The 26585-nt window shown below is 50.6% G+C and carries 27 protein-coding genes and 1 tRNA gene; 8 read left to right on the top strand and 20 right to left on the bottom strand.

All coding sequences use genetic code 11. The features are described from left to right. From Q399_RS0120905 to Q399_RS0120840, 14 genes are all read right to left on the bottom strand, one after another. A partial coding sequence (locus Q399_RS0120905) for a flagellin N-terminal helical domain-containing protein (protein ID WP_031572050.1) occupies positions 1-590 on the bottom strand: 590 nt, incomplete at its 3' end. 358 nt (positions 591-948) lie between these two features. Further along, on the bottom strand, positions 949-2175 hold the full coding sequence (flgL, locus tag Q399_RS0120900) for a flagellar hook-associated protein FlgL (protein WP_031572048.1): 1227 nt from the start codon (positions 2173-2175) through the stop codon (positions 949-951). Between the two features lie 6 nt (positions 2176-2181). After that, positions 2182-4212: a flagellar hook-associated protein FlgK gene (gene flgK / locus Q399_RS0120895; RefSeq protein WP_031572046.1), complete on the bottom strand. Its 2031-nt coding sequence runs from the start codon at positions 4210-4212 to the stop codon at positions 2182-2184. Between the two features lie 30 nt (positions 4213-4242). After that, positions 4243-5460: a glucosaminidase domain-containing protein gene (locus Q399_RS0120890; RefSeq protein ID WP_031572044.1), complete on the bottom strand. Its 1218-nt coding sequence runs from the start codon at positions 5458-5460 to the stop codon at positions 4243-4245. Then, entirely contained in the window at positions 5461-6549 is a 1089-nt protein-coding gene (locus Q399_RS0120885) for a flagellar basal body P-ring protein FlgI (protein ID WP_031572043.1), read from the bottom strand. A gap of 14 nt (positions 6550-6563) precedes the next feature. Then, positions 6564-7241 carry a flagellar basal body L-ring protein FlgH gene (gene flgH, locus Q399_RS0120880; protein WP_031572041.1) on the bottom strand — a complete coding sequence of 226 codons (678 nt, stop codon included), beginning with the start codon at positions 7239-7241 and terminating at the stop codon, positions 6564-6566. Between the two features lie 15 nt (positions 7242-7256). Then, complete coding sequence (gene flgG, locus Q399_RS0120875; RefSeq protein WP_031572039.1) at positions 7257-8045, bottom strand: flagellar basal-body rod protein FlgG; 789 nt, start codon at positions 8043-8045, stop codon at positions 7257-7259. A 23-nt stretch (positions 8046-8068) separates the two neighbouring features. Next, a complete protein-coding gene (flgF, locus tag Q399_RS0120870) occupies positions 8069-8812 on the bottom strand; it encodes a flagellar basal-body rod protein FlgF (protein ID WP_031572037.1) in 744 nt (247 codons plus the stop codon). A gap of 292 nt (positions 8813-9104) precedes the next feature. Further along, a complete protein-coding gene (gene flgE / locus Q399_RS0120865; protein ID WP_031572035.1) occupies positions 9105-10445 on the bottom strand; it encodes a flagellar hook protein FlgE in 1341 nt (446 codons plus the stop codon). A gap of 22 nt (positions 10446-10467) precedes the next feature. Continuing rightward, the gene (locus Q399_RS0120860; protein WP_051686220.1) at positions 10468-11154 is read right to left on the bottom strand and encodes a flagellar hook assembly protein FlgD; all 687 of its coding nucleotides are present in this window, start codon (positions 11152-11154) and stop codon (positions 10468-10470) included. Positions 11155-11167: 13 nt separating this feature from the next. Continuing rightward, the gene (flgC, locus tag Q399_RS0120855; RefSeq protein ID WP_031572033.1) at positions 11168-11581 is read right to left on the bottom strand and encodes a flagellar basal body rod protein FlgC; all 414 of its coding nucleotides are present in this window, start codon (positions 11579-11581) and stop codon (positions 11168-11170) included. After that, positions 11581-11979, bottom strand: a complete 399-nt coding sequence (gene flgB / locus Q399_RS21990) for a flagellar basal body rod protein FlgB (protein WP_084164576.1) — start codon at positions 11977-11979, stop codon at positions 11581-11583. The genes flgC and flgB overlap by 1 nt, the downstream gene beginning before the upstream one ends. 106 nt (positions 11980-12085) lie before the next feature. Then, positions 12086-12916 carry a CheR family methyltransferase gene (locus tag Q399_RS0120845; protein WP_031572029.1) on the bottom strand — a complete coding sequence of 277 codons (831 nt, stop codon included), beginning with the start codon at positions 12914-12916 and terminating at the stop codon, positions 12086-12088. A 22-nt stretch (positions 12917-12938) separates the two neighbouring features. Further along, complete coding sequence (locus tag Q399_RS0120840; protein WP_031572028.1) at positions 12939-13868, bottom strand: chemotaxis protein CheV; 930 nt, start codon at positions 13866-13868, stop codon at positions 12939-12941. On the opposite strand from Q399_RS0120840, the gene flgA reads away from it, so the two are divergent. From flgA to flgN, 3 genes are all read left to right on the top strand, one after another. Continuing rightward, the gene (flgA, locus tag Q399_RS0120835; RefSeq protein WP_157836365.1) at positions 13830-14693 is read left to right on the top strand and encodes a flagellar basal body P-ring formation chaperone FlgA; all 864 of its coding nucleotides are present in this window, start codon (positions 13830-13832) and stop codon (positions 14691-14693) included. The two genes, Q399_RS0120840 and flgA, sit on opposite strands and share 39 nt — an antisense overlap. 75 nt (positions 14694-14768) lie before the next feature. Further along, positions 14769-15095: a flagellar biosynthesis anti-sigma factor FlgM gene (flgM, locus tag Q399_RS0120830; RefSeq protein WP_031572024.1), complete on the top strand. Its 327-nt coding sequence runs from the start codon at positions 14769-14771 to the stop codon at positions 15093-15095. After that, a complete protein-coding gene (gene flgN / locus Q399_RS0120825) occupies positions 15092-15523 on the top strand; it encodes a flagellar protein FlgN (protein WP_031572021.1) in 432 nt (143 codons plus the stop codon). The genes flgM and flgN overlap by 4 nt, the downstream gene beginning before the upstream one ends. A gap of 59 nt (positions 15524-15582) precedes the next feature. Here the strand turns inward: flgN and Q399_RS0120820 are convergent, their stop codons facing one another. Next, the gene (locus Q399_RS0120820) at positions 15583-16035 is read right to left on the bottom strand and encodes an LPP20 family lipoprotein (RefSeq protein ID WP_031572019.1); all 453 of its coding nucleotides are present in this window, start codon (positions 16033-16035) and stop codon (positions 15583-15585) included. 157 nt (positions 16036-16192) lie between these two features. Between Q399_RS0120820 and Q399_RS0120815 the strand changes: the two genes are divergently transcribed. Beyond that, on the top strand, positions 16193-17386 hold the full coding sequence (locus Q399_RS0120815; RefSeq protein WP_031572017.1) for a flagella assembly protein FlgT: 1194 nt from the start codon (positions 16193-16195) through the stop codon (positions 17384-17386). Positions 17387-17393: 7 nt separating this feature from the next. Here Q399_RS0120815 and Q399_RS0120810 read toward each other — a convergent pair. The 4 genes from Q399_RS0120810 to Q399_RS0120795 form a co-directional block, all read right to left on the bottom strand. Beyond that, positions 17394-17469, bottom strand: a tRNA-Arg gene (locus tag Q399_RS0120810). Between the two features lie 92 nt (positions 17470-17561). Continuing rightward, positions 17562-18371, bottom strand: a complete 810-nt coding sequence (locus tag Q399_RS21805) for a FlgO family outer membrane protein (protein ID WP_051686219.1) — start codon at positions 18369-18371, stop codon at positions 17562-17564. Position 18372: 1 nt separating this feature from the next. Beyond that, on the bottom strand, positions 18373-19086 hold the full coding sequence (locus Q399_RS0120800; protein ID WP_031572015.1) for a FlgO family outer membrane protein: 714 nt from the start codon (positions 19084-19086) through the stop codon (positions 18373-18375). 27 nt (positions 19087-19113) lie between these two features. Continuing rightward, on the bottom strand, positions 19114-19707 hold the full coding sequence (locus tag Q399_RS0120795) for a FlgO family outer membrane protein (protein ID WP_031572013.1): 594 nt from the start codon (positions 19705-19707) through the stop codon (positions 19114-19116). Between the two features lie 149 nt (positions 19708-19856). Between Q399_RS0120795 and yegD the strand changes: the two genes are divergently transcribed. From yegD to Q399_RS0120780, 3 genes are all read left to right on the top strand, one after another. Further along, entirely contained in the window at positions 19857-21164 is a 1308-nt protein-coding gene (yegD, locus tag Q399_RS0120790) for a molecular chaperone (RefSeq protein ID WP_031572011.1), read from the top strand. A 118-nt stretch (positions 21165-21282) separates the two neighbouring features. Next, positions 21283-22692 carry a DEAD/DEAH box helicase gene (locus Q399_RS0120785; RefSeq protein ID WP_031572009.1) on the top strand — a complete coding sequence of 470 codons (1410 nt, stop codon included), beginning with the start codon at positions 21283-21285 and terminating at the stop codon, positions 22690-22692. Positions 22693-22698: 6 nt separating this feature from the next. Beyond that, a complete protein-coding gene (locus Q399_RS0120780) occupies positions 22699-23403 on the top strand; it encodes a pseudouridine synthase (RefSeq protein ID WP_031572007.1) in 705 nt (234 codons plus the stop codon). Here Q399_RS0120780 and Q399_RS0120775 read toward each other — a convergent pair. After that, a complete protein-coding gene (locus Q399_RS0120775) occupies positions 23339-24595 on the bottom strand; it encodes an MFS transporter (protein WP_245612952.1) in 1257 nt (418 codons plus the stop codon). The genes Q399_RS0120780 and Q399_RS0120775 overlap by 65 nt on opposite strands. 119 nt (positions 24596-24714) lie before the next feature. Here Q399_RS0120775 and Q399_RS0120770 point away from each other — a divergent pair, with 119 nt between their 5' ends. Next, positions 24715-26580 (top strand): DUF885 domain-containing protein, encoded by a 1866-nt coding sequence (locus tag Q399_RS0120770; RefSeq protein WP_031572003.1) that lies wholly within the window; start codon positions 24715-24717, stop codon positions 26578-26580. The last annotated feature ends 5 nt before the right edge of the window (positions 26581-26585 follow it).

Genomic DNA, 26585 nt, shown 5'->3' with positions numbered 1-26585 from the left:
GTGATGGCGCTGTCCAGGGCTGTCAGGGCTGCTGAGGCACCTGTCAGGCTACTGATACTTAAATTCGCCAGACCAAGGCCTGAAGTCCCAAAACCGCCACCTGTACGCGAAATATTCACGCTGATGGTCTGGCCCGCATTAGCGCCTACCAGGAAGGTCGATGAATATTTACCATCTAACAGCTTCACGCCACCAAACTGAGTTGTTGTCGCGACCCGGCTGATTTCAGCCTTCAGTGCCGATACTTCTTTTTGCAGTGCCAGCCGGTCAGACGAGCTGTTAATACCATTTTGCGACTGGACTGCCAACACCCGGATACGTTGCAGTGCGGTGGTAATTTCATCCATGGCGCCTTCAGCGACCTGTGCCAACGAAATACCATCATTCGCGTTACGGATGGCCTGGTCTAAGCCCTGGATTTGGTTGGTCAGACGGTTGCTGATTTGCAGACCCGCCGCATCATCGGCTGCGCTGTTGATTCGCAAACCCGAAGATAAACGCTGGAAAGCGGTATCCAGGGACTTACCTGAGTTAATCAATTGACGCTGAGAGTTCAGCGACGAAATATTAGTGTTAACGAATAATGGCATGATACGTTCTCCTGATGGCTGTTCGCTGCATCATCAGCTTTTTGTATTTTTAAGCGCTGATACTTAGTTAACGGCAGAACTTCGGAAAACTTGAGTGTTTTTTAGACCAACGTCATATAAATAAAGGCTTACAGAGGAAGACATCCTGCTATTTCCCGGCAAAAACCTGCCTCCCCTTTTGGTCTTTTTCCTGATCTAACTTATAAAAATGACCATTCAGGTAATCAAAGTCTTTTTAACAGCTGTTTTTCTCAGTAAAGAAGCGGTAAATTTCTGCCGGTCCATTTTTGCTTCGGCATGAAAAAAGCACCTGCAGGTGCTTTTTAAAATTTGGGAGACTTCAGTCTGTAGGTAACTTCTAGCGCAAATAATCAAATAAACTGGTACTGGTCACTCGACTAAAGGTCGACTGGACAGCCTGCAAGGCAGTTTCTTGCTTGGTCAGCTCTGTCAGTGCTTCGGCATAATCGACTTCATAAATCTGAGCTCGGAAACCTTTATTATTGATTTGCAAATCTTCATTTCCTTCGAAAACGCTGTCCAAGACGTTTTGGCGTCCGCCGACACCTGACATTGCAGAGTCGACTTTCAGTGCAGCATTATCAATCTGTACCAAAGCATCAGCTATCGCTTCGCTCAGGGCATCACCGGTAAATTGATCGACTTCAATTGCACTGACCAGATCGGTCAATGTATTTAGGATATTAATTTTTTCAGGCGCTTTTAAACTGAAATCCAGTTGGCCGGGTCCCGAGCCGTCAGCCTGTAAACTCAGACCTTTAAAAGTGACAGGCGTACCTGGTGTGTAAACTCCGGTGACTGCCGGAGTCTGACTTGCGCCATTTCGCATGATTTCGTAGTTATTGGCGCCATCGATAACCAGCTGGTAATCGTTATTAGCAGCCGTCTGCCCGTCATAGTTCTGGCGATAAAAATCGTCAAACACCGACTGGTTTTGTACAACAATTTTACCTGCCGTCAAACCACCACTGATGGCAATGCTATCTGTTTTAAAACGGGCGTTTACGTCCTCAAAAATATCTTTGCCACTATCGTTACTTGCAATGGTCACTGAAGGAGAAACCTGCATGGATTTTTGACCTTCGTCGCCATTGTACACATAACGGCCAGTCGACAAATCCAGACTGTACGGCTGGGTTTGCTCCTGAAACCCTGAAAACAGATGACCACCATTGGTGTCTTTCTGATTCATCAGATCAAAAATCTGGGTTTTAATATTATCAAGTTGCCGTGCGATAGCAGTACGATCGAGCTGCGAATAGGCGCCGTTACCTAAAGAAACTATTAATGCGCGAGCCTGATCACTGGCAGTGCGGATACTGCTTAATGCTGTCTCTTCCATGTCCAGACTGTTTTTCAGCAGGACACTATTACTTTGGTACTGGGTTACCTGACTAATTTGCTGATCTAACGCAACAACACGTGCTGAGCCGGCAGGATCATCGGAAGGGCTTAGAATTTTGGTCTGCTTTTCTAATTTCGCACTTGCCGTTTGCAACTTTTCCTGCGCATTAAGAATCGCATTCAGGTTAATCTGGTACTTCTGACTAAATGAGAGTCGCATCAGTTACTACCTCGCAGCCTGCAACAGCGTGTCAAAAATGGTTTGTGACGTTGATATAATTTTTGCAGCTGCAGCATAAGATTGCTGGAAACGAATCAGATTAGCCGCCTCTTCATCAAGGTTAACGCCTGAAACAGATTGATACCATGCTTCTGACTGCGACAGCAGTGCTTTTGAAGACTCAGTGGCTATCTTAATCTGGCTGGTTTTTTCGCCTATGGCACCAACCATAGTGCCGTAACCTTCGTTCAACGTCATCACGTTATCGGCACCCGCTGCGGCAACTGCAGTTTTTCTTAGCAAATCTTTATCCTGCAGCTTTGCCATCGCGAGCCCATTACTATTGTCCTTAAAACCACCTGTGTTATAGCTGAGGGTAAAGTTATCGCCAATTTTTGGTACCCCGGTTACGGACATGTCAAAACCGTAACCGCTTAAACCGGCGGAATCAAACAGGTTATTGTAGGAGCCGCTCGCCATTGCAGCTGTAGTCCCCAGCAGCGCATTGGCATTGTCACGGATCTCAAACTGACCACCGCCGATAAAAGTGACAGTAAATGGGCCGCCCGTAACGGCGCCAGGCGCCGTAAACTGCGAAGTTGCCGGATCAGTGTCTGTTATGCTGATGGCGCCAACTTTAGCATTGCCGAGGTTATTGATATTAAATTCGCCACGCAGCGGCGATGCCAGTGCTAAATCTTCAGGCCTGTTATTCAACAAAGATATTGTCTGACCGGCAATGCTCAACGGTTTGAGAACAAACTGGTCGCCGTTAGCAAAAGCCCCTGCGGTGTTGTCGAGAGTTATTTCAAAGCCGTTCAGGAAATTCCCGGGTACATTGCTGCTGTTGAAAGTCGCCGGGTAAGCAGTAATAGTTTGAGTGACTGCAGAGCCCGCAATCACATTACCGCGTGTATCTAAGGCTTCCATCGTGAATTGGTTAGGGGCAGTAAAGGTCACCAGAAAATCGTTTGGTGGAATATCTTTGCCTTTACCCGGCTCGACTACAGCAGTCACAATGCCTGCACCGGTGTTACTGGTCATTGGATAGCCACCGTAAGTACCGAGACTAAAAATGTCTTTGCCAAGCTGACCATTGCCGTCCATGCCAAGCCGGTTTTGCGTGTTAAATGCATCGGCAAGACCCAAAGCCAGCTGCCCCAGTTTGTTTTGAGTCGGCTCCAGCATTTGCGATCTGAATTCAAGCAAGCCACCTATCTTGCCGCCCAGCGTCTGGCTTTCCACTTCTCCAATCACATTCGAATTGTAATCGAGCTGCAACTGCAGGGATTTGCGCTCCGGGTCAGGATCTCCGACCGTGCTCATCAGGCTAAATTTGCCCTGCTGCAGCACGATTGACTGCCCGGTGTTAAGAAAAACTAGCTTTTCCCGGTTTTCACCATCCACTGTAGTGATTTCAACCAGCTCCGATAATTTGCGCAGTGCTTCATCACGTTTATCAAGCAGGTCGTTTGGTGCCGGAGTATTGGCACCCTGACCATAACCAGCAATCTGTTTATTCAGTTCTGCAATCACGGTGATCTGCGAATTTGCGTCAGATACCAGCGCATCCAGTTGCTGATTGATTGCCAGCCGTTGCTCCAAAACTATGCTGGATAGGGTATTGAATTTCCCTATCAAGGTCTGGGCGCTCCCCATTACCAACTGACGAAACGAAGTATTGGACGCATCATTATTGGCGGACTGCAGTTGCTTGTATAAATCCGAGATCCCACTGGCAATGCTGTTTGAAGTGTTTGAGAACAGGGAATCCACTCGGCTTGCTTCCGTCAGAAACTGCTGGTTGTAACTGAGAGCTGAAGTGTCCCGTCGCAATTGCAATAATGAGAATTCGTTGGCTAACCGGTTTGTGGTGCCCCGTCCAACGCCTAGTCCCAGCATCGCGGCTTCATACTCAGTACTCTGCCGGACATATCCTTTAGTATTCAGGTTACTGATATTATTACCGGTAGTGTTCAGCAAGCCGGTACTGGCCAGTACACCGGATGTGCCTATCGTTAATAAATTATCAGCCATGATTTACTCCTGCAAAGGCTAAAAGCCTGCTCACAATTCTGTTTGACCTGAATTTTTCAGCAAATTCCGTACCTCTTTCAGCACGGATCCATTCATTACCTGTAAAATTTTCTGTGCATAATTCGGATCTGTGGCATATCCGGCGGCCTGCAGTTGCTGAAAATAATTAGCGGTATCATTACTGACCGCAACAGCGTCCTGATAACGTGGCTGCTGACGGATAAAATCAACATAATCCTGTAAACCGGCCTGCAAACTGTCATAGACGCGAAATTTTGCTTTTTCCTGCCGTGCAATGCCCTGGCGATATTCAAGCGTATCCACCACGGCGACATTTCCCTGCCAGTCTGGCTGGGCTTTGATACCAAATAAGTTATAGCTTTCGCGGCCGTCGACTGCTTTAAACATGCGTTGGCCCCAACCAGTCTCCAGCGCAGCCTGCGCCACCAACGCCAAAGGTTCCAGACCTAGCTGACGCGCTGCTTGGCGTGCAGCAGGCAAAATACCCTTCACAAACTCAGCTTCAGGTCCGGTGAGTGCCGATAAGGCCGCGAGGCTGTCATCTGTGGAATCGATCGCTGGCTTTCCTTCGTCAACGACCGCAACATCAGGCGCTACCGCCGGAACCACTTTGGCTTGTGCCTCAGCTGGTACCGCGCTGACCAGCATTTCCGCGTCCAGTTGTTGTAATACACCGGCTTTTTGCACGTTCTGAGGTGCTGATATCGCCGTTTCGCTGCCCAGCGTGATGGCAGACTGTTCTATGTGCTTGATTTGAGCCTGCACAGTCGGATACACAATGCGTTCGGCGTCTAGTTTTAGCGCCTGCTTTACCGGCAAAGCCAAAGCCTGGCTTTCTTTCGCTAGAGGCAAGGCTTTCTCGGTCTGAACCGTAAAACGGTTAGGTGCAGACACCTGACTCGCCGCTTTACTTTTTGCCGCTTCCGGCGCCAACTGCTGGACCATCAGATCGGCAAGGCCCAAGGTGCCTTTTTTCGAAAGTTCCGCGGTAAGCTGACTATCATACATGTCCCGATAAAAACCGGTGGCCTGGCTATTCAGCGGATTGTCTTCTTCAAAGGTCTGATTAGCTTTGCGCATACTCGACATCAGCATGCCCATAAACACTGACTCAAACTGCTGCGCGGCCTGACGTACTGCCGCCACCTTGTCTTTGCTGGCTAAAGCACGCAGTTCATTCAGACTGGACAGGTCGTGATAAGACACATCCACTTGCGGCGCGGCCATTTAGATCACCACCAGCTCGCCGTGGATAGCGCCTGCTTCTTTCAGCGCTTCAAGGATGGCCATCAGGTCACCCGGGGCAGCACCAACTGCATTGACGGTCTGCACCAGCTCATCAAGCGTCGTGCCCGGATCAAATTTAAACATACGTGATTTATCCGGCCGGACATCAATAATAGTGTTTTGTTGCACAGCAGTCTGGCCACCGGCTAGAGCATTTGGCTGCACGACTTGCGGGTTCTCCGCGATTGTCACCGTCATGCCGCCATGGGTGATAGCTGCTGGAAATAACCGCACATCTTTGCCGATGACAATGGTGCCGGTTCTGGAGTTAATAATGATTTTGGCGGCATCGGAGGCTGGTTCAAAGCTCAGGTTTTCCAGCGTTGACAAATAAGAGACGCGCTGGTCAATGTCCCGTGGCGCCCGCACTTGTACTGAACGGGCATCCAGCGTACGGGCCGTTTCGGGTCCGATAAACTGATTAATCGCCGCAGTCAGGTTCTTCGCCGTGGTGAAATCGCCACGGTTAAGGTTAAAAGTGATGTAGTCGCCCTGCGAAAATGGCGTTGGCACCTCACGCTCGACCGTCGCACCATTTGGAATACGACCCACAGTCGGTGTATTGACCACTACCTGCGACCCGTCAGCACCTTCAGCGCCTAAACCTGACACGACCAGACTGCCCTGCGCTACCGCATAAACCTGACCATCCAGGCCTTTTAAGAAGGTCTGCAATAACTGTCCACCGCGCAGTCCTTTTGAGCTGCCAACTGAAGCTACAGTGATATCCAGATTCTGCCCAGGCTTCGCAAAAGGTGGCAGCTCTGCAGTCACAGCAACAGCAGCAACATTTTTAATCTGCGCCTTCATGCCGGCCGGTAAATTAATACCAAAATTCGCCAGCATCGTTTTAAAACTCTGCTCGGTAAAAGGGCTTTGCTCGCCAGTTCCCGGCAAACCGACCACCAGGCCATAACCCACTAACTGGTTATGCCGCACGCCTTCCACTGTCGCCACATCTTTCACTCTGGCCGCCTGAGCACTGGTGATTAACAACAACATAGCCGCGCTCAACAAATACTTGTTCATTGCAGGTTCCCCGCTCAGAATGGCCATAATGCACTGGAGAAAAACCGGGTGAGCCAACCAGGCCCCTGACCGCCGTGCGTCGCGCCGGTACCACTGTATTCAATGCGGGCATTGGCGATTTTGGTCGACTCCACAGTATTACGGGAATCAACATCTTCCGGCCGGATCACGCCGGTAAGCCGGATATATTCTTTACCGGTATTCAGCGTCAGCCATTTTTCGCCACGGATCACCAGATTGCCATTGGCCATCACCCGCAGTACGTTGACAGAGATGTCGCCAACCAGACTGTTACTCTGGTCGGCTTTGGAATCGCCTTTGAATTCACTGCTGGAATTAACCCCAAGCTGCAGCGTATTACCGGCCACCGACACATTACGTCCGCCCAGCCCCACCATAGGGTCAATCGAATTACTGGAATCTTTGCCAAATTCAGTTTTGGCTTTTTTTGACGCCTGGGTATTCTCTTTCAGCACCACCGTAATAATGTCGCCTTCGCGCCGGGCTTTATTGTCAGAGTACAGGCCATTGGAGACGCCGTTGGCATACAAAGAACCGGTATTCAGCACAGGTTTGGCGGCTGGCTCCGGCGGCAAAGGTGCAAACGCCGGGTCATCCGGAAAAGCCTCTGGCACATAACTGGCGCAGGAAGCCAAACCACAACAAAATAAAACCAGCCATAACTGCCGCATAACAACCTCCACCAATCAGAGCTGCTGAATCGCAAAACTCAGCATCTGGTCTACTGCCGAAATTACTTTGGAGTTCATTTCGTAGACGCGCTGACTTTCAATCAGACCCACCAGTTCTTCCGTCACATTGACGTTTGAAGCTTCTAATGCGCCTTGCACGATGAAACCAATGCCTTCAAGCCCTGGCACACCCTGCACCGGGTCGCCGCTGGCGCCGGTTTGTTTAAAGAGGTTCTGACCGATAGGCTCAAGACCGGCCGGGTTTATGAAATTAGTCACGACCAGCTGACCGAGCACCGCATTCTCGACTTGTCCGGGGATCTTCACTGACACCTCACCATCCTGAGAAATAGTGATTTCGGTGGCTTCAGGCGGAATAGTGATAGTCGGCTGGATTTGATAACCGGCACCTGAGGTCACCAGATTGCCTTCGCTGTCGGTAGTAAACTGGCCATTCCGCGAATAAGAAATAGTGCCATCCGGCATCAGCACTTCAAAAAAACCGGGCCCCTGGATCATCACATCCAACGCATTGTCTGTGGTCATGTGATTGCCCTGCGTGAAGTTTTTTTGCGTGGCGACCACTTTTGTCCCGGCACCAATCATCAGGCCGTTTGGCAACTCTGAGTTTTGCGACGAGCGACCGCCGGGTTGGTTGATATTCTGGTATAACAAATCTTCAAACACTGCCCGGCTCTTTTTGTAACCCACCGTGCTGGCGTTGGCCAGATTGTTAGATATCACCGAAATATCGCGCTGTTTGGCGTCTAAGCCGGTTTTACTGATCCAAAGTGCCGGATGCATAGAGTCCTCCTGAGCTTTAAGCTCTAGATGATACGAAGTACCTGATTATGTTGACGGTCCATATCTTCGGCCGTCTTCATCATTTTTACCTGCAGCTCATACTGGCGTTGCAGGTTGATCATATAAGTCATCTCGGCAACGGCGTTGACGTTACTGCCCTCAACGGCCCCGCTCAGCAAATTCACTGTCGGGTCCACTTCGGCTGGCTCACCGTCTTTGCGGCGAAACAAACCATCGTTGCTTTTGAACATGTCCTGATTGTCGGGCTTGACCAGTTTTATTCTGGCGACTTCGACCATCGCTGTCGCTGGCGCACCGCGGGGTAACACATTGACACCACCATCTTTGGTAATTTCAATTTTGCTGAGTGGCTGTGGCACTTCTATCGGACCACCTTCACCCAGCACATTGAGGCCGGAGGAGGTTTGCAAAAAACCTTCCGGACTAATTTGTAGATTACCGGCGCGGGTGTAGGCTTCATTGCCCTCGCCATCCTCGACGGCAAACCAGCCGTCGCCTTGAATAGCAACGTCCAGCTCGTTTTGTGTGATCTTGATTTCGCCAGCGTCAAAATTCTGACTTGGCATTTCGGTCAGGGCAAACACCCGGGTCGGCTGGCCGTCACCAAAGGCCTGCATAGCACGGGCTTGCGCCAAATCGGCTTTAAAACCAACGGTATTGGCATTGGCCAGGTTATTGGCCCGCACCGACAGCGCATTCATGTTCTCTTTTGCGCCTGTCATTGCGATGTAAACCATGCGATCCATAGTGATCCCCCTTCTCTATCTAAGCAGCTAAAGCAAGGATGGTGCCATAAATCATGCAGACGGGGCGATACGGTTGTAGTGGCAGTCGTTTGCCGCTTGTCCGGCATAAAAAACGTTTGAAGCGCCTTTGAAAAAGCGCATTGTCGACCGGACAAGTCAGCTTTGGACGGAGGCAAACAAAAAACACAGGGAGCGGCTTTTAACAACACACAGCGTTGGCCTCAAAGGGGGAGCGCCAGAGATGATGGCGAATAAAAAACCACCCGAAGGTGGTTTTTTACAAAGCAGTATCTTAGCGGATTTGCAGTACCGTCTGCTGCAGCGAACTGTTGACTTCCAGCGCACGTGAGTTGGCCTGGAAGTTTCTCTGTGCAGCAATCAGGTCCACTAATTCATTGGTCAGGTTGACGTTGGAGCTTTCCAGTGCCGAAGAGTTGATAGCACCCAAGGTACCAGTGTTTGCTTCGCCGGCAAGTGCCTCACCAGAGCGCAGACTTTGTTTCCAAGATGTATTGCCAGCTTGGGTCAGACCCTGCGGATTTGCGAACTTAACCATACTGACCTGAGATAAAAAAGTCTGATCACCATTGCTATAACTCGCCATGACTTTACCTGCAGCATCAATATCAATACTGGTAAGACGACCCACAGTAGTACCGTCCTGGTTCAACGAACCCACTTCGAACTTACTGGCATACTGCGTTGGGAAATTTGTCCCGGCCTGATTACTGAAGTTCACTGTCAGATTACTGGTAAACTGCGCACCATTGGTCAGGAATGCAGTTGTGTTCAAAGTTGTTGAAGGGATAACCAAATCAGGCATTGACGTTGATGTAGGTGTTACCGGAATACCATTGGCATCAAAATCTAAAATGGTCGGACCAAAATACTGACCATTTGTTGCAGTCGCAGTTGCGGCTGTCGCAGTATTGTCATCAAAAACAGCATAGACTTCCCAGTTGTTATCTGTTGCTGTTGCCGTACGTCTGAAATAGAAAGACAGCACATGCGGTTCACCTAAACTGTCATAAACAGTCGTTGAAGTTGTTGAACCGGTATTATATGTCGATTTGTCTAATGGATTAAAAGTCGCCCAGCCACCAGCCGGAGCTACCAGCGTTGAGTTTAAATTCATTGTCATATAAACATTGCTGGTCGAACGGGGCGCACCAGCCGTACTTGGAATTTGGATCGGTTTGGTCGTGCTGAGGCTGACCGAACTGGCAGAACCTGTTGCAGGATCGACCGGGTAGCCCTGCAGGAAATTGCCGTTATTATCCACGATAAAATTGTCTTTGCTGAGTTTAAAAGCGCCAGAACGGGTAAAGGTCATGTCCCGTGATGCTAAATCAGAGGTCAACGCAAAAAAACCATCACCGGTAATCGCCATGTCCAAAGAATTTTGCGTAAATTTCAATGCACCCTGGCTGAACTGCTGTGCCACTTGCGAAGTCGTCACACCGTCACCGACTTTGGTCCGGCCTGGTGAGAAAATGGAACCGGCGTAGACGTCGGCAAATTCAGCACGTGATTCTTTAAAACCCGTTGTATTGACGTTGGCAATGTTGTTGGCAGTAGTGTCCAAATCCTTCTGGGCTGCAGCCAGACCACTCAATGCAATATTAAAACTCATAGTTCACCTCGATAGTCAGGCATCAGCCTGCGGCAATTTCTAAAATGTCTGACATTTTTTTGGCACCAAGGCCAAGTAAATTCAGTTTCATGTCTGCGGTTGATGTACCTAAGGTCACACTGGCAACCGGAACATAACTGGACGTAACCAAGCTTTGCGCTTTTCCGTCAACAGTGGCATCAATCTTCATCGTATAAAGCCCGGTATCTTGCACAGTGCCCGCTTCATTTGTTCCGTCCCAGGCAAGTTCAAACTTACCTTCGCTGGGATTAGACACTGTATCGCTTTTCACCAAGGCGCCACTGGCATCGTAGATACTGACTTTCATCGATGTGGTTTTTGCCGGCACGTCAATAGCACCATAAGTTGAATTCTTACCGTCAAAAATCAGCGTATCTGAATTGACCCGCACAGTTCGTCCAACCAGGCTGGAAGCCTGTAATGCCTGATTGGAATTCATACTGGCGGCAAAGTCTTTAAAATTGGTGTTCAGCGAACTAATGCCGTCGGCCATAGTGAAACTGGTCATCTGCGCAATCATCTGATCATTTTCAACCGGTTTAGTCGGGTCCTGAAACGCCAGCTGCTGCGTTAACAAAGCAAAAAAATCCGATTGCGTAAGTGCACCGCTATCTTCTTTTGTGGTCGTGTCCGTTCCTTTAAGGCTGTCCAGATAGCTATTGCCGCTGGTGTTGGAAATCGTGGTCATCAGCTACTCCTTATCAGCGCTGGCCGAGCGTAAGAGTCCGGCTCAGCATCTGTTTCGCTGCGTCGGCTACTTGCACGTTGGCATCATATGAGCGTGACGCAGAAATCATGTTGGCCATTTCTTCCATCACATTGACATTTGGCTTATAGATAAATCCGTTTTCGTCTGCCAAGGGGTGAGACGGGTTATATTCTTTGTTCAATGGCGCGTCACTTTCCACCACCCCCAGCACTTTGACGCCAGCACCTTGTTCGGTCATCGCGTTATCAAACTCGGCGGCAAACACCGGATGACGGCCGCGGTAGGTCGTTTCCAGGTTGCTGCTAACGCTTTCAGCGTTGGCAATATTACTGGCTGTTGTGTTGAGCCGCAGAGCCTGGGCGGTCAGGCCTGTGCCGGCGATATCAAAAACTCGGTAAAGGCTCATCAGGACTGTCCTCCTAAAGCTTTTTTCAACCCGCTGATTTTGCTGTTTAGAAAATGCAATGAAGTCTGATACTCCATGGAGTTCTGACTAAATGCATTTCGCTCACGGTGAATATCAACACTATTACCATCGCCTGTGTCCGTTTGCTCAGCATTACGAAACAACACTTCATGTCTTGTTGATGGGGAGATCTCAAAATGCTTGGTATCTGTCTGCTGCAGAGCGCCAGACTGACGCGCCTGAGCATTGGCAAGAGCGGTATGAAAATCCAGATCGCGGGCTTTGTAACCCGGCGTATCGGCATTCGCTATGTTATTTGCCAGCAACTCAGTGCGACGTTCCCGCAACAAAGTTCCCTGCTCATGCAACCCGAAAGCATTGTTAAAACTTATGGCCATGATTTGACTCTCCAACAAACCTTGTGAATTTGTTAGCAAGAGTCGGGCCAAGAAGGCGTCAGAATTACAGCAGGTTGATTTGCAGCAGCGCCACCTTGCGGGCTATTCAGTTTTTGCGCCGGTAAATTATGCCGGGATTGCAGCGGATCATGTCAAAATCGCTGTTTGTGCTTGAGAGAGATTCCGACGCACCCAAAACTAAAAATCCTTTTGGATTCAAAGCCTGTGCAAACTGCCGAATGATTTTCGCTTTGACTTCAGGTGAAAAGTAAATAAGGACGTTGCGGCAAAAAATAATGTCGAACTTACCGAGTAAGGTATAACTATCCAATAAATTCAAATGCCGGAAGCTGACATTGCGCCTGGCAATATCTTTCACCCGCATCATGCCATTGCCGCTGTCTTCAAAAAATTTACTGCGACGCTCAGGTGATAAACCCCGTGACAACGCCAGGCCGTCATACTCCGCCCGTTGACAGTGTTCCAGCATGGTGTTCGAAATATCCGTTCCCAGAATATGAATCCCCAATCCAAAGGCTGAAGGCCGCATTTGCTGATATTCAAGGCCGGTCATCGCAATTGAATATGGTTCCTGCCCGCTGGAGCTGGCGGCAGACCAGATTTTTACGTTCCGGTGATCTTTTTCAAGTTCAGGAAATATCTGTTTTTTTAATAGCTCATAGGGATATGTGTCACGAAACCATAAAGTTTCGTTGGTGGTCATGGCGTCAATAACAGCAGACCTGAGTTGGCGCTCAAAGGGGCTCAGTGTTTTATTAACCAGCTCTGATAAACTGCCAAGATTAAATCTCTGCATCAAAGGCGCGAGGCGGCTTTTTACCAGATACTGTTTATTTTCACCAAGTACAATACCGCACTGCTGTTCCAGAAAATCACGGAATGTCTTGTACTCGCTGTCATGCAGCTCTTTATTCACTCGTATGGATTCCGTCAGTTACTCAGTCAGTGTGCAGCCATTTACGGACAGATTCAGCCAATTCGTCCGGATTAAACTTAGCGATGAAGTCATCTGCTCCTACTTTTTGCACCATCTGCTGATTAAAAACACCACTAAGCGATGTATGCAAAATAACATGAAGCGGCTTCAATTTGGGATCCAGCCTGACTTCTGCGGTAAGTGTATATCCATCCATATCAGGCATTTCAATATCAGAGATTAACAAGCCGATTTTCTCTGTCACCGATTGATCACACTGGGCGGCAATTTCCTGCAGGTAGGTCAACGCTTCTCTGCCGTTTTTGACCAGATGCATTGCAATACCTAAGCCTTCCAGTGCCCTTTTTACCTGATTTCTCGCGACTGCAGAATCATCAGCAATCAAAATGATTCTGTCACCAAGGTCCTGTTGGATGGTGGCGGTCTCAAATGTTGTGCTAACAGCTGTCGGTGAAGGCGAAATTTCTTCGAGGATTTTTTCAACATCGATAATTTCTACCAACTCTTTATCAATTTCGGTTACTGCAGTTAAGTAACTCTGACGTCCGCCAGTCCCCTTTGGCGGAGGCATAATTGATTCCCAGTTGATATTAATAATGCGTTCGACTGAATTGACCAAGAATCCTTGAACTGAGCGATTGTATTCAGCGATGATAATAAAACTGTCTTTGACGTTTTCGATTGGACGCCCGCCGGTTGCCAGGCTCAAATCGATGACAGAAATAGTCTGTCCCCTAATGTGCGCGATGCCCCGCACAAATTTATTTCTTTTTGGTATGGCCGTTAACGGTGGGCATTGTAGTACTTCGCGAACTTTGAAAACGTTGATGCCAAATCTTTGACGGCCGGCAAGACGAAATAACAATAACTCTAAACGGTTTTGCCCGACCAATTGCGTGCGCTGATTGACAGAATCAAGAATACTCGCCATTTAACACTCCAACCAAAACAGTTCGGTTCGATTCTTGCAGACACATCGTTTAGTCAGAATATCTGCAGCAAAGTTCTGAAAATACAAAGAGCTGTATGTTATTCCCCTTTGTCGATAAAGCATAGCCGAAACCATATGAAAATGTACGACAATTTTAAAGCTCTAAGAGCGCTGGCAATCCTGCTGTCAGGCTTGGTTGCTGATGCACACTCAGAAACCTTTAATGCGGCTGATTTAACCAATGCTGCACAACAATGGCTGCAGCAGCAATCTGCAGATCAGGTTCAAATCCGCGTGCATCCGCTTGATGCACGGATGAAAGCGCGGGAATGCGATGCACCTCTGCAATTCAGCATGGTCAATCCGAAAATTCAAAGCCAGAACAGCATCAAGGTGCTTTGCAGCGGTACCAATGGATGGCAATTGTATTTGAGTGCCAGAGCAAGCCGGTTGGTTGAGGTCGTCGTCGCAAATCGACAACTCGCGCCGGGGTCAGTACTTAGCATGGACATGGTTCAGCTCGAGAGCCGCGATCAGTTGTTCAGCCGGGGAGCGACAATCTCCAATCCCGATATAGTGGACGGGGCCCGTACCAAGCGCGCACTGAATCCTGGCCAAATCCTGACACTACGAGATCTTTGTCTTGTATGTAAAGGCGACATGGTTACAATTGAAGGGATCTCTGGTACTCTGATTGTTGCGACCAGTGGTAAGGCGTTATCCGACGGCAGTTTAGGCGATAATATTGAAGTACAAAACCTGAACTCAGGACGTAAAGTTCAGGCGAATGTCACAGCGGTAAAAAAAGTTGCGATTAATCTGTAAATTTATCTAAAGTTCCGGTCGGAACTGCCGTTAAAATGGTCAAGGAAAGGGCCAACAGGTCTGTGGGGTGTCAAAATGGCTATCAATGTAAATCAAACAGTTCCAGCAACAACTACGGTAAAAACCGATAAGGTTGACCAAAATATTCAAAAACAACAGCAAGTTGCGCAACAACAAGCTGTGGTTAATCAGCCAGCATTGCGGCAGGACTCGGTATCTTTGACCAGCCAGGCTCAGCAATTTACTAAGGCTCAGGAAAAAGCATCAGGCAGTTCTGGCATTGACCAGAAAAAAGTCGATGAAATTAAACAGGCGATTTCGGAAGGCAAGTATAAAGTGAATGTTGAGCAATTGGCACGGCGTATCGTGCAGTTCGAAGGCGAGTTGTTCGGTAAAAAATGACCAGTCAACCCACTATCCTTTCCTTGCTGACACAACAACAAGAGCACCTCTGCGTGCTTTTGTTGCTTTTAAAACAAGAACTGACAGCTATCAGTCAGCGTAATATCGCCGCCCTTGAAACTAATTCCGCAGACAAGATCAAACAACTGGACAAAATCCAGCAGTTAGATCAACAAATCGCCAGCCATGCACAATTACCCCAATTCAAAACAAATCCGGATTTCCGCAAGCTCGTTGCTGACATTGATGAAGTAATGCTGCGTTGTAAAGAACAGAATGAAATTAACAGGGTGACTCTGGAGCAGAGCCAGTTAGTCATCGAAAGATTTAAGCATGAACTGCTGCAACAACGAGGAAAATCCGGATTAACTTATAACGCGAAAGGTAAACCAGCGCTTGATTCAGTAGGAAAAGGTATTAAAGCCTGATTTCTCCCCCCCCCTTTTCACAACGCTGTATCTGCCCCTATAGCATCAAGGTCTTGTCCTTAGTAGTATTTAACTGATTTAATGCGTCTTACTGGGGCAGAATTCTGATAAATTTCATAGACCTGCTTAAAGTCCAACTCCATTTCTGTCGCATAAAATTCACCCACAGGATATGTTTTTACGACCCTGGCTCCTTTAATCACCCCCTGAATAGAGCCTTTTAATTTGTCATTACCGACCACAGCCTGCTGCATCGTGACTTTGTAGTCGACTTTTTGACCATATACCTGCTCAGCGAGCTCTTTGTAAGCTTCCAGCTTTGAGGCCTTCATCGCCATTAACATCCGCTGCTCTGCACTATCGGCCTTTTGCTCTGCCAGCGGCGCATAACCGACCGCTTTCAGCACCGGAAATGTCTTCGGCGGCACTGTTTCCCATTGCACTTCACGGTCATAGAACACACTACACCCTGAGATCAAACTTACCGACAAAATAACAAAGGCTGCGCGCATCGGAATTCTCCAGTTTCTGTTCCACCGGCAGTTTGAACCGGTACTCTGACAATTTCTAAGCAGAATTCGCGCCAACACTACGAATCACTGCTGATTTTTGCAGGCAAGGCACAGTCTTTGCTTAGTCATCAGGAAGAACGAATTCCGGAGCCTGACGATGTCAACCTCAGCCAAACTATTGCTACCCGCTTTACTCGGTTTGTATCAGCTGCCTGTGCAGGCGCAATGGTATGAAACAACCGGCCGGGCACCAATCCGCCAGGGTGACGAGGCAACGGCCAGAGCTCAGGCCACCGAAGATGCAGTAAAACGCGCGCTGCTGTTTGCCGGGGTCAGCGTCAGAAGTGTCCAGCAAGTCACCGACGGATTATTGACACAAGAGAGCTTGCAGGTTGAAAGCAGTGGCGAAGTACAAAATGTCCAGCTGGTGACAGAAACGACCCGGGATGGATATTTTGAGGTCACCATTCGTGCCGACATCGAACCGGCAGAATCAGTCTGTCCAACGCTGGCCTATCGCAAGAAGCTGCTGATCACGCCATTCAGGCTGGCTAATCCGGAGCAAGCCATCGTCGGTGACCTGTTTAATATCGGCAAAGTCAGCGGCAAAGTCTTCAGCAGTAAACTTGAGGAGGTCGGCCACAGCAGCTGGCCGGCCGCCTACAATAACCCGGTTGATGTCACTGCACTAAGCTATCTGGAGCGTAAAGCGCTGCAACAACAATTGGGTGCCCGCTATATTTTAACTGCCAGCATCGACGACGTGTCACTGGGCGGCAGCACCGGCACTAACTGGACATTCTGGACTGACGCAGACCGGGACCGCTACTATCACCTGCAAGTGCAGGTTTTTGATTTAGCTGAGGAAAGAACAGTGTTCAGTCAGAAGTACCAGACGACATCGGTCTGGACTTTCCGCAAATCAACTGATCTGGACCCCAGTTATCACCGTTTTTGGGAGACCACGTACGGACAAGCTGCTGAGCGGATCTTAAACGCCGCAGCCATGGATGTTGAAGAAGCCATCCGCTGTGAACCATTGCAGGCCGAAGTCACCCAGGTGAAAGAAAACCAGGTGCTGCTTAACATTGGTAAAGCGCACGGCGCGCAAATTGGCGACACTTTTAAGCTGGTCCATCGCCGTGAAGTCCCGGATAGTTTTGGCCGGATCCAGCCATTGCTGGCAGTCACTGAACTCACGGTCCGTGTCACGCAACTCAGCAGCGAAGCGGCCTGGGCCGAAAGTGTCGACGCTAAGCTACTGGCAAACATTCAGGCGGGTGATGTGGCAATGCCGGCAAGGCTACCGGTGGATGAGTTTGGAGATCCGGCAGATACAACTGAAGATTGAGTAAAACTGGCTGCCCTGGCGAGACTCGAACTCACGACTGGCGCTTAGGAGGCACCCGTTATATCCAGTTTAACTACAGGGCAAGACGGGCAGAGTCTATCAGATGGCTAGCGGCCTGTGAATCGTCAGAAAATCAACAGATTAAATAATGGCCGCCGATATATCCGGCCATTATTTATGGCTGAATTTGCTGCAGTACCAGATGGGGTAACAGCGTACTGGCTGCAGCAACGACCTGTTGCCCCCTCACCGACACAATACGGCTATTGACCTGTACGCCACGCCGGGTCGTGACCAAGGTACCGACCAGAATGTAATCCATGCCGGCCTTTTCAGATAATTGCCGCACGTCACGCGATAAAGCAAAGTCCCCTTCCCGGCTGACAGTAATTTTACGGGTCAGTTTAAAATCAATCACTTCAACCCCGTGCTGCGGTAAAGTAGTGGCCATGGCTTCGGCAAACTGATTACCGAGCGCATTGCTCTGTTGCAGGTTGTCATCAAACTCGACAAAGCTGGCGACACCCACTTTGGCACCTTTTAATGCTTCAAATGCCGCCAGTTTAAACCCCAACTGGCTGGCATAATCCGACAGCTGTTTTTTACTATGCGATAAATTGGGATACATTGAGGCTGGCAACGGCTGACCTTCTACCGCAACTGGAAATTCAGACGGCAGCATTTTCCGCGTCAAGCGGGTTGGCGCTGGGGCCGTAGCTAAAAATGGCCGGGCATTTGGATCTTGTGCCACTAAATCAAGTTGCGATGGCCGTTGGATAGTGCCGACAGGTTCTGCTTCGGCCATGGGCCTGTCCTCCAGCACATAACCATCGCTGCCAACAGCTGGTTCAGCAGGGGCCGAAGGTACCGCTGAAGGCGCAGATGCTACGGTGTTATTCTGCGCAGCAGTGGTTTTCTGGCAGTCACATAACTGCGCACAACCGCTTAATCCTAGTACCAACAGACTCAACCAGGTTTTATTCATGCTATTCACCCTGCTTCAGTAACAGCTTTTCCGAGCCGCCGGACTGGTACAAAGCATCCACTACATGTTGCGGAATAAATCCCTGCGCAGTCGCTGCCACTTTTTTGCTGGCAACCGAGACTAAACGGGCGTTGATCAAAGTGCCGCCCTGATGGCGCACCAAAGTACCGCCCAATACAAACTCAATCGGCTGTTCTTCTTTTAGTTCCATAAAATCGCGGCTAAAGACAAAGTCGCCTTGTGGCGTCACCCGGATGTAGTCTGTAGTTTTAAAATCCACTACACCCAAACCAAACTGATGCACTTCGTGCATAAAACTTTCTGACAGCTGATTCCCCAGTAAATCCGTCTGATCGTAGGGGCCATCCAGATACACAAAACTGGTCATGCCGATGACCATTTGCGGGTTCACCAAATCCAGATTGGCGACCAAATCGTGCATCATGCTTTGCACATAATGATTCACGTTGACGGTAGCCTGTGGCTGATACTGTGGGTGAAGTTTTTGCGCCGCCTGTTGAGTCGCCTGGTAGGCGGCACCGTCATAAAGCGCCGGACTGACAAAATACTGAGGCCGCGCTTTTTGCTGCGCCGGTGCAGTCAGTTCCACTTCCGCCGGTTCAGACTCTGAGCCGGTCAACAATGAGTAACGCTCCCAGGTTGCACAACCGGACAAGCTCAGAGATAGCAGTAAAAGACCGTGAATTTTTTTCATAGCTGGTTCCAACTCATTCTGGCGCAATTAATAGTCACTCTGACGATACAATTTTTGCTGACGCAACTGCACCTGTTCTGTTGCGCCTAATACCTCGGCCGGGATCAGGTCAGATGCCGCCGCCACGACTGTATTGGTTTGTATATCGACCATTCGGGCATTCACAGTAGTATATTGTTCAGCCTGGTTCAGCGTGCCGACAATGACATAACGCACCGCCTGCTGCTGCGCCAGCTCAGCCAGATCCCGGGTCAGCAGACGTTCGTGATCGGCAAAAACTTCAACAGCCTGCCCGGTGCGCAGCTCTTTGACCTGATAACCACGCTGGCTGGCGACTGCAATCATGCTTTCCTGCAACTGCAAACCCAGCAAATTCTGCGATAAATTGTAAGGGTCCGGCGTCAATGCGCGTAATTCAGTAAAACTGACCACAGCAACCGCACCTTTGGGTAGTGGTTGTACACCGGCAAACAAGCGGCCGGCCAAGCGTTCGGTATACATCAGGACTGGACCTACGGCCACTTCCTGCACCGCAGCGGCAGTTTGCTGCCGCTCGGGTTGTTGCTGACAGGCAGCCAACAACAGGCTGCAAGCCAACAGGATCAAGCTGGAATGCCGCATAGGACCTCCGGACAATTCGCCTAAAATGATTTGCTACTCTCGCTTGAGCAAAAAACCTGCCAGAGTGTGTATATCCTTGCTCGCAGCGCTAAAAATGCCGCATATCTGCTGTTATACTGCGGCGCTTTTCTGCTTCGGACCGCGCTGTGATGCCTGCAAATTATCTTGGAATTGATTTTGGAACTTCAAACTGTACTGCCGGGCGGTTAGACCCCGCTGGTCAGCCTGAGTTATTGCACTTAAGCGAAGCCTCGCCGTACTTGAGTTCCGCCTTATATCTGCCCTGGCCGGATGAATATGACACCGAAGATGAAGAACAGAAAAAGCCCTCGTTAGCGCAATTGCTGCGTCAGCCGGACCGCGCTTTGCTGGGTCAGGCCGCCCACGACCGCTACAGTGCCGCGCCGTTAGGCGGTGTATTTATCCGCTCGCCCAAATCAATGTTGGGTTCCCGGCTGACCCCACTGCAAACTCAACTGTATCAGCAGGTCTGCAGCCTGATGCTGACGCACATTCACCGCCAGGCAGGTCAACATCGCCAACAGCAAGCCGAGTTTGCGCTGATAGGCCGGCCTATTCACTTTCAGGGCATTGATGGCAGCGATGGCGACGCCCGCGCCGAAGCACTACTTCGCACCGCGGCAGCACAGGCTGGCTTTCGTGAAGTGCAGTTTGCTTATGAGCCTGTGGCCGCAGCAGTTGAATACGAACGCACCTTAACTGCTGAGCAGCTGGTGCTGGTCGTTGATATTGGCGGCGGAACTTCAGATATCAGTTTAATCCGGCTCGGGCCGGACCATGCCCGGGTAGCAGATCGCAGTCAGGATCTGTTAAGCCATGCCGGTCGCCGTTTAGGCGGTGTCGATATGGATATCAAACTGGCGATTTATGGCCTGATGCCGTTACTGGGCCGCGGCAGTCTGGCGCTAAGTGGCAAACCGCTGCCATCGGCGTTATTCAGCGACGCCGTTAACATTATCGATATTTATGCTCAAGAGCAGTTTTATCGACCGGCGAGCGCTCAACAGATAACGCAATTACTGGAGCTTGCCGCAGAGCCCGCGCTGGTGAAACGGCTACAACACCTGCATCAGCAACATTTAAGTTATTACCTGGTGCAGCAGGCTGAACAGGCCAAAATCGAACTGGCCGAAGCCGCATCTACACAAGTACAACTTGACCGGCTGCAGTCAGGGTTGGCGACCGTGCTGGATCAGGCCATGCTGGACCACGCGCTTTATGTCGAGATGAATGGACTACGCGGACTCATCAACGATTGTGTGGCTGCAGCCGGGGTCAAGCCAGACCAAATCTTTTTAACCGGCGGCGCTTCAGCGGCTCCGGGCGTGAAACGACAGATGCAAAACTTATTACCTGATGTGCCGCTGATCGCCGGCGATCGTTTCGGTTCGGTCGGTAAAGGGTTGTGCACGCTGGCTGCGTTGTATTTTGGCTAGAGGCTATGAGGATTAGATAAAAGACGACTCAAAGATAGCCAGCGCCCTGCATCCAAGGTAGAATGCGCGACTTTTTCGTACAGCCCCACCCCGGCGCGCTGTGCTACCTGGGGTTGATATGTCGTTTTCTGCGTTAAATTTAGATCCGAAGCTGTTACAGGCCGTCACTGAAGCTGGCTATACCACGCCAACGCCAATCCAGCAGCAGGCTATTCCTGCAGTGCTGAGCGGCCGTGACCTGATGGCTGCAGCTCAGACCGGTACCGGCAAAACCGCCAGTTTCGTGCTGCCAATCCTGCAGCAGCTGATGAGCCAGCCGGTCAGTCAGCCGCGTCCTGTCCGCGCACTCATCCTGACACCAACCCGTGAACTGGCCGCCCAGGTCAGTGAACAAGTGGCAAAATACAGCCAATACTTACAGCCGAAATTAAAACATCTGGTGGTGTTTGGTGGTGTGTCCATCAACCCACAAATGATGGCGCTGCGCGGCGGTGTCGACATTTTGACCGCAACCCCAGGCCGTTTACTGGATTTAATCGGCCAAAATGCCCTGAAAATCAACCAGGTGCAAACGCTGGTACTGGACGAAGCCGACCGCATGCTCGACATGGGTTTTATCCACGACATCAAAAAAATCCTGGCCCTTTTGCCAAAACAGCGGCAAAACCTGCTGTTCTCAGCCACCTTTTCGGACGATATCAAACAGCTGACCAGCAAACTGCTGCATAACCCGCAATCGATTAGCGTGGCACCACAAAACAGCACGGCGGAAAAAGTTGAGCAGCAAGTCTATCAGGTGGCCAAAGGCCAGAAATCAGCGACGCTTATTCAGCTGATTGCGCAAAACGACTGGAAACAGGTGTTGGTGTTTATGGCGACCAAACACGAAGCCAACCGCCTGACCGACAAATTAAATGAAGCCGGCATCAGTGCTGCCGCTATTCACGGCAACAAGAGCCAGAATGCGCGTACCGCCGCGCTGGCCGGTTTTAAATCCAACGAGATCCGCGTGCTGGTCGCCTCAGACGTCGCCGCCCGTGGCATCGACATCGCGCAGCTGCCTTATGTTGTCAACTTCACATTGCCACGCAGTGCCGCTGATTATGTGCACCGCATCGGCCGTACTGGTCGCGCCGGCATGACTGGCCTTGCCGTGTCGCTGGTGTATCCGGATGAAGTTAGCCAGCTGAAGCAAGTCGAAAAGCTGATTGGCATGAAGATCCCGCAAGGCAGCATCAAAGTCGATCCAACTTTACAGCTGAACGACAAAGAGCTGACGCAGCGGCCACCGCGTCCGCCACGGCCACAACCAAAAGGCCCGGCCGGCGAACGTGCCACACCACGTCAGGGTGCGCCACGTCCGCCGCGTAAACCTGCGGCAGCCAAGGCCGATGGCCAAGGCACACCATCAGGTCGTCCGGGTCAGCCACAAGGTCAGCGCAGGCCGCAGGCAAGTGGTCAGGGCCAAAACCCGGCACGGCCACAGCAAAACCGCCCGGCCCGCAAGCCACAAGGCACTTCGGCTTAACACCACATGAGCCAGCGCCAGCGTCTGTGGCAACGTCTGACGGAGGCCGGTATCGCACCGGCCAGTCATCAGGCGTTACTGGATGCTGGCCGCCTGCAACCAAATACACTGAAACTGTCACACTGGGTACAGGCGGAAACACAACTTTGGCTGGACGGCGAGCCTTTACCGCCAGTGCCACCGCGATGCTATTGGGCTTACCATAAACCGGTGGGTATTGATTGCAATGTGCGCCCGGATGACCCGCAGAGTATCGCAAGCGTGCTACAACAGCTGCCACCAGGCGTTTTCGCGGTCGGTCGCCTTGATAAGGACAGCTGCGGTTTGTTATTGATAACTAATGACGGCCAATTTGCCCAACGCTTGCTGCATCCGACGCAGCAGCATCAAAAGACCTATCGGGTAGATGTTGATCAAACAGTGACCGAGGCCATGTTGGCTGAGCTCAGGACAGGTATGCGATATCAGGCCGGCCCAGCATGGATTGAAGCCCGGCCCTGTCTGGCAACCCTCAGCGCCGCCTATCAGCTGGAATTGACCCTAACCGAAGGCAAAAACCGTCAGATCCGTTATATGTGCAAACAGCTTGGACTCAAAGTAATCAGGCTGCAGCGCACCCACATTGGTCAGTTGTATTTACCAGAGCTTAGCGTCGGTCAGTTGCTCGAGTTGCAGCCGCAGCAGGTGATATTGGCGGCTCAGCAGCCATAACCGGCAGCGGAAAACCTCTTAGGCGTGCACACAACCACAGCGCCAGTCCGTAACCGAGTAATGACCCCAGCACTACCCCAGTCCAGCCTTGCCATTGCCAAAACAGATGCAGATATAAACCACCGGTGCTGGCACCCAGATAATAAAACACCAGATACAACGCGCTGGCACTGGCTTTGGCCCGCGTCGCATGTTGATTGACCCAGCCGGTTGCCAGGCTGTGGGTTAAGAAAAAGCCAAAAGCACTGATAAAAAATCCCAGCACGATAAACACCAGCCCCGGTAATAAGGTGCAGACAGTCCCCGCCATCATAATCAAAACCCCCAAAGCCATGCCTTGGGGCATCGACATGCGCCGTGCCACTTTGCCGGAAATAGCCGACCCCAGAGTGCCGGTCAGATAAGTTAAAAACAGCAGGCCAATCCAGCCGGAACTAAGTGCATACGGTGGTTCAGCCAGCACAAAGGCGATATAAGTATATTGATTTAAATAGATAAAAAAATTCAGACCGCCGAGTAAAAAGGTCAGCAGCAGCACAGGTTGGCGCAGGTGGAACCAGTTATCTTTGAGCGCCTGGGCTGCAGAAAATTGCTTAGCGACAAAGTGCTGCGACGCCGGCAGAAAACGCCAAAACGCCGCCAGCAGCAGGATAGCGAGCAAACTCCATAACCAGAATACCCACTGCCAGTGGCCAATTTCAGCACTGAAACCGGCCAGTACCCGACCGGAAATGCCGCCTAACGAACTGGCGCTGATGTAAATTCCAACCGCACTCAGCAGCGCCGGTTTTTCCAGCTCTTCACCGAGGTAAGCGACAGCAATCGCCGGCAGACCGCCCAAGAAAAAGCCCTGTAAAGCGCGGCCCCATAATAACGCACTGAAGGATTCGACTTGAGTCAGCAACACAGTGCTGATGGTCATCCCCAGCAAACTCAATCCCAGCAAAAGCCGCCGGCCAATAGCGTCGGATACAGCACTATAAAACAGCAGCGACAAGCCAAGTGTCAGGGTGCCGATGCCATAACTCCAACTGGCCTGTAGCGGTGTCAACTGATACAGACGGCTCAGCTCTGGCAATAACGGCTGCAACGCATGCAGGTTGGCAAATACCACCACAGCGGCAAAACTCAGCACTGCGGTCATCTGCCGGTATTGCCGGCTGCCTTTGCCATACATCAGTAGAATCTCCAAAACGTCAACCGCACCGAATATGGATAAACTGGCCGGTGATTAGGGCCGGAAGTCATGCGGACACTGCCAAAAAGTGTATGATAGCGACTTTTCTTCGTTTGATCTCTGAGGACTTTTCCATGCGTTTATCTCTGTGTGCGCTGGCCATCACCACCGCTCTGCTGGCTGGCTGCAAGCCAGCGCCAGAATCAGTTCCTGTCGCAGTACCAGCAGCAACTCCCGCCACCACCAACAGTCCTTATGCTCAAGACTATTACCAGGCCGCAACGCAGGCCCTGTTCCAGGCCCGTCCTCTCAGCGCGTCGGCCTACAGCCTGAGCGAAGCACAAGTCGGCAAGCCATTTGCCGCCGAGATGGAATTTTACAATAGCAGCCGCGAAAATGCGCTGCGTCAGAGCATGAGTGATAACGCTAAAGCACTGAGCGCCCTGCCACTGCCAGAGCTGCCGCAGGAAGCCGTCAGCCAGCAGGTGATGGCGAATATCCTGGCGTTTTATGCCGGCGACAATAAATTCCCGCAGGGATACATTGATATGTGGATGGGCCATTCGCCATTTATTGTGAACCAAATCAATGGCCCGACTATTGATATGCCGGGCGCTTTATTAAATTCCCACCCGATCAATAACGCTCAGGATGCGCAAAATTATCTGCAGCGCCTCAGTCAGTTTGGCCCGGCATTGAGTTCGGTTGGCGATAAATTCAGTACCGATTTAACCAGCGGCTGGGTTCCACCACGAGTGTTGCTGGATAAGTCGCTGAAAATTCTCAGTACTTATGCGCAAGCGGATGCCAAGGCGCATAGTCTGTATTTAGATTTCGAGAAAAAACTCAACGCAGTCAATGAAATAGACGCAACCCGTAAAACAGAGCTACTGAATAAAGCCGCAGAATTAGTCGGAACTGTCGTTGCGCCGGCTTATCAGCAGCTGCACGACAAAGTTAAAGCGGCCCTGCCCAATGCCCGCATTGAGGCCGGTATCTGGGCACAGCCTAATGGCAGTGAATTTTACGCCTATTCAGTACGCCAGCTTGGTGACACCAACTTAACGCCGGAACAGATCCACCAGATTGGCCTCGACGAAGTGGCGCGTATCACTAAAGCCATGGATAAGATCCTCAAAGCAAATGGTTATAACGAAGGCAGCGTGGGCGACCGCATGGCAGCGTTGAATGAAGAACCGCGCTTTTTGTACGAAGATTCTGATGCGGGCCGCGCCCAGCTGCTGACCGACTTGAACGGTTATATCAAAGAGATGGATGGCCGCATCAGCGAGCAATTTAAAACCCGGCCACCTTATGCAGTTGAAGTACGGCGTATTCCGGTGGAAATTCAGGACAGCGCCGCCGGTGGCCAATACACGTCACCAGCCATTGATGGTAGCAAACCGGGGATTTATTGGATCAATCTGGCTGACATGAAAGCCAATGCCAAATTTGATTTAAAAACCCTGACTTATCATGAGGCCAATCCGGGCCATCATTGGCAAATCGCGCTGAATCTGGCACAGGAACAGCTGCCTTTATTACAACGGATTGCACCGTACAATGCTTATGCCGAAGGCTGGGGCCTTTATTCCGAGCTGGTTGCAGCCGAGATGGGCATGTATAAAAACGATCCGTTTGGTGATTTAGGCCGGCTGAAAGCCGAGCTGTTCCGCTCGGTACGTTTAGTGGTGGACACTGGCCTTCATGCGAAAAAATGGACCCGTGAACAAGCCATTCAATACATGGCGTCGACCACCGGCACTGCATCGTCAGATGTCATCAGCGAAATCGAGCGCTATATGGCCTGGCCTGGACAGGCGCTCGGTTACAAACTCGGCATGCTGAAAATTGTCGAACTACGCGAAAAAGCCCGCACGGCGCTGGGCGACAAATTTGATATCCGCGCTTTCCACGACATGGTGTTACTGGGCGGTGCTATGCCAATGCAGATCCTCGAACAGCAAACTGATCAGTGGATCAAACAACAGCAGCAGTAACCACT

It is taken from the genome of Rheinheimera texasensis DSM 17496, assembly GCF_000711985.1.
Taxonomy (GTDB): domain Bacteria; phylum Pseudomonadota; class Gammaproteobacteria; order Enterobacterales; family Alteromonadaceae; genus Pararheinheimera; species Pararheinheimera texasensis.
This window is presented reverse-complemented; position numbering and strand designations above follow the sequence as displayed.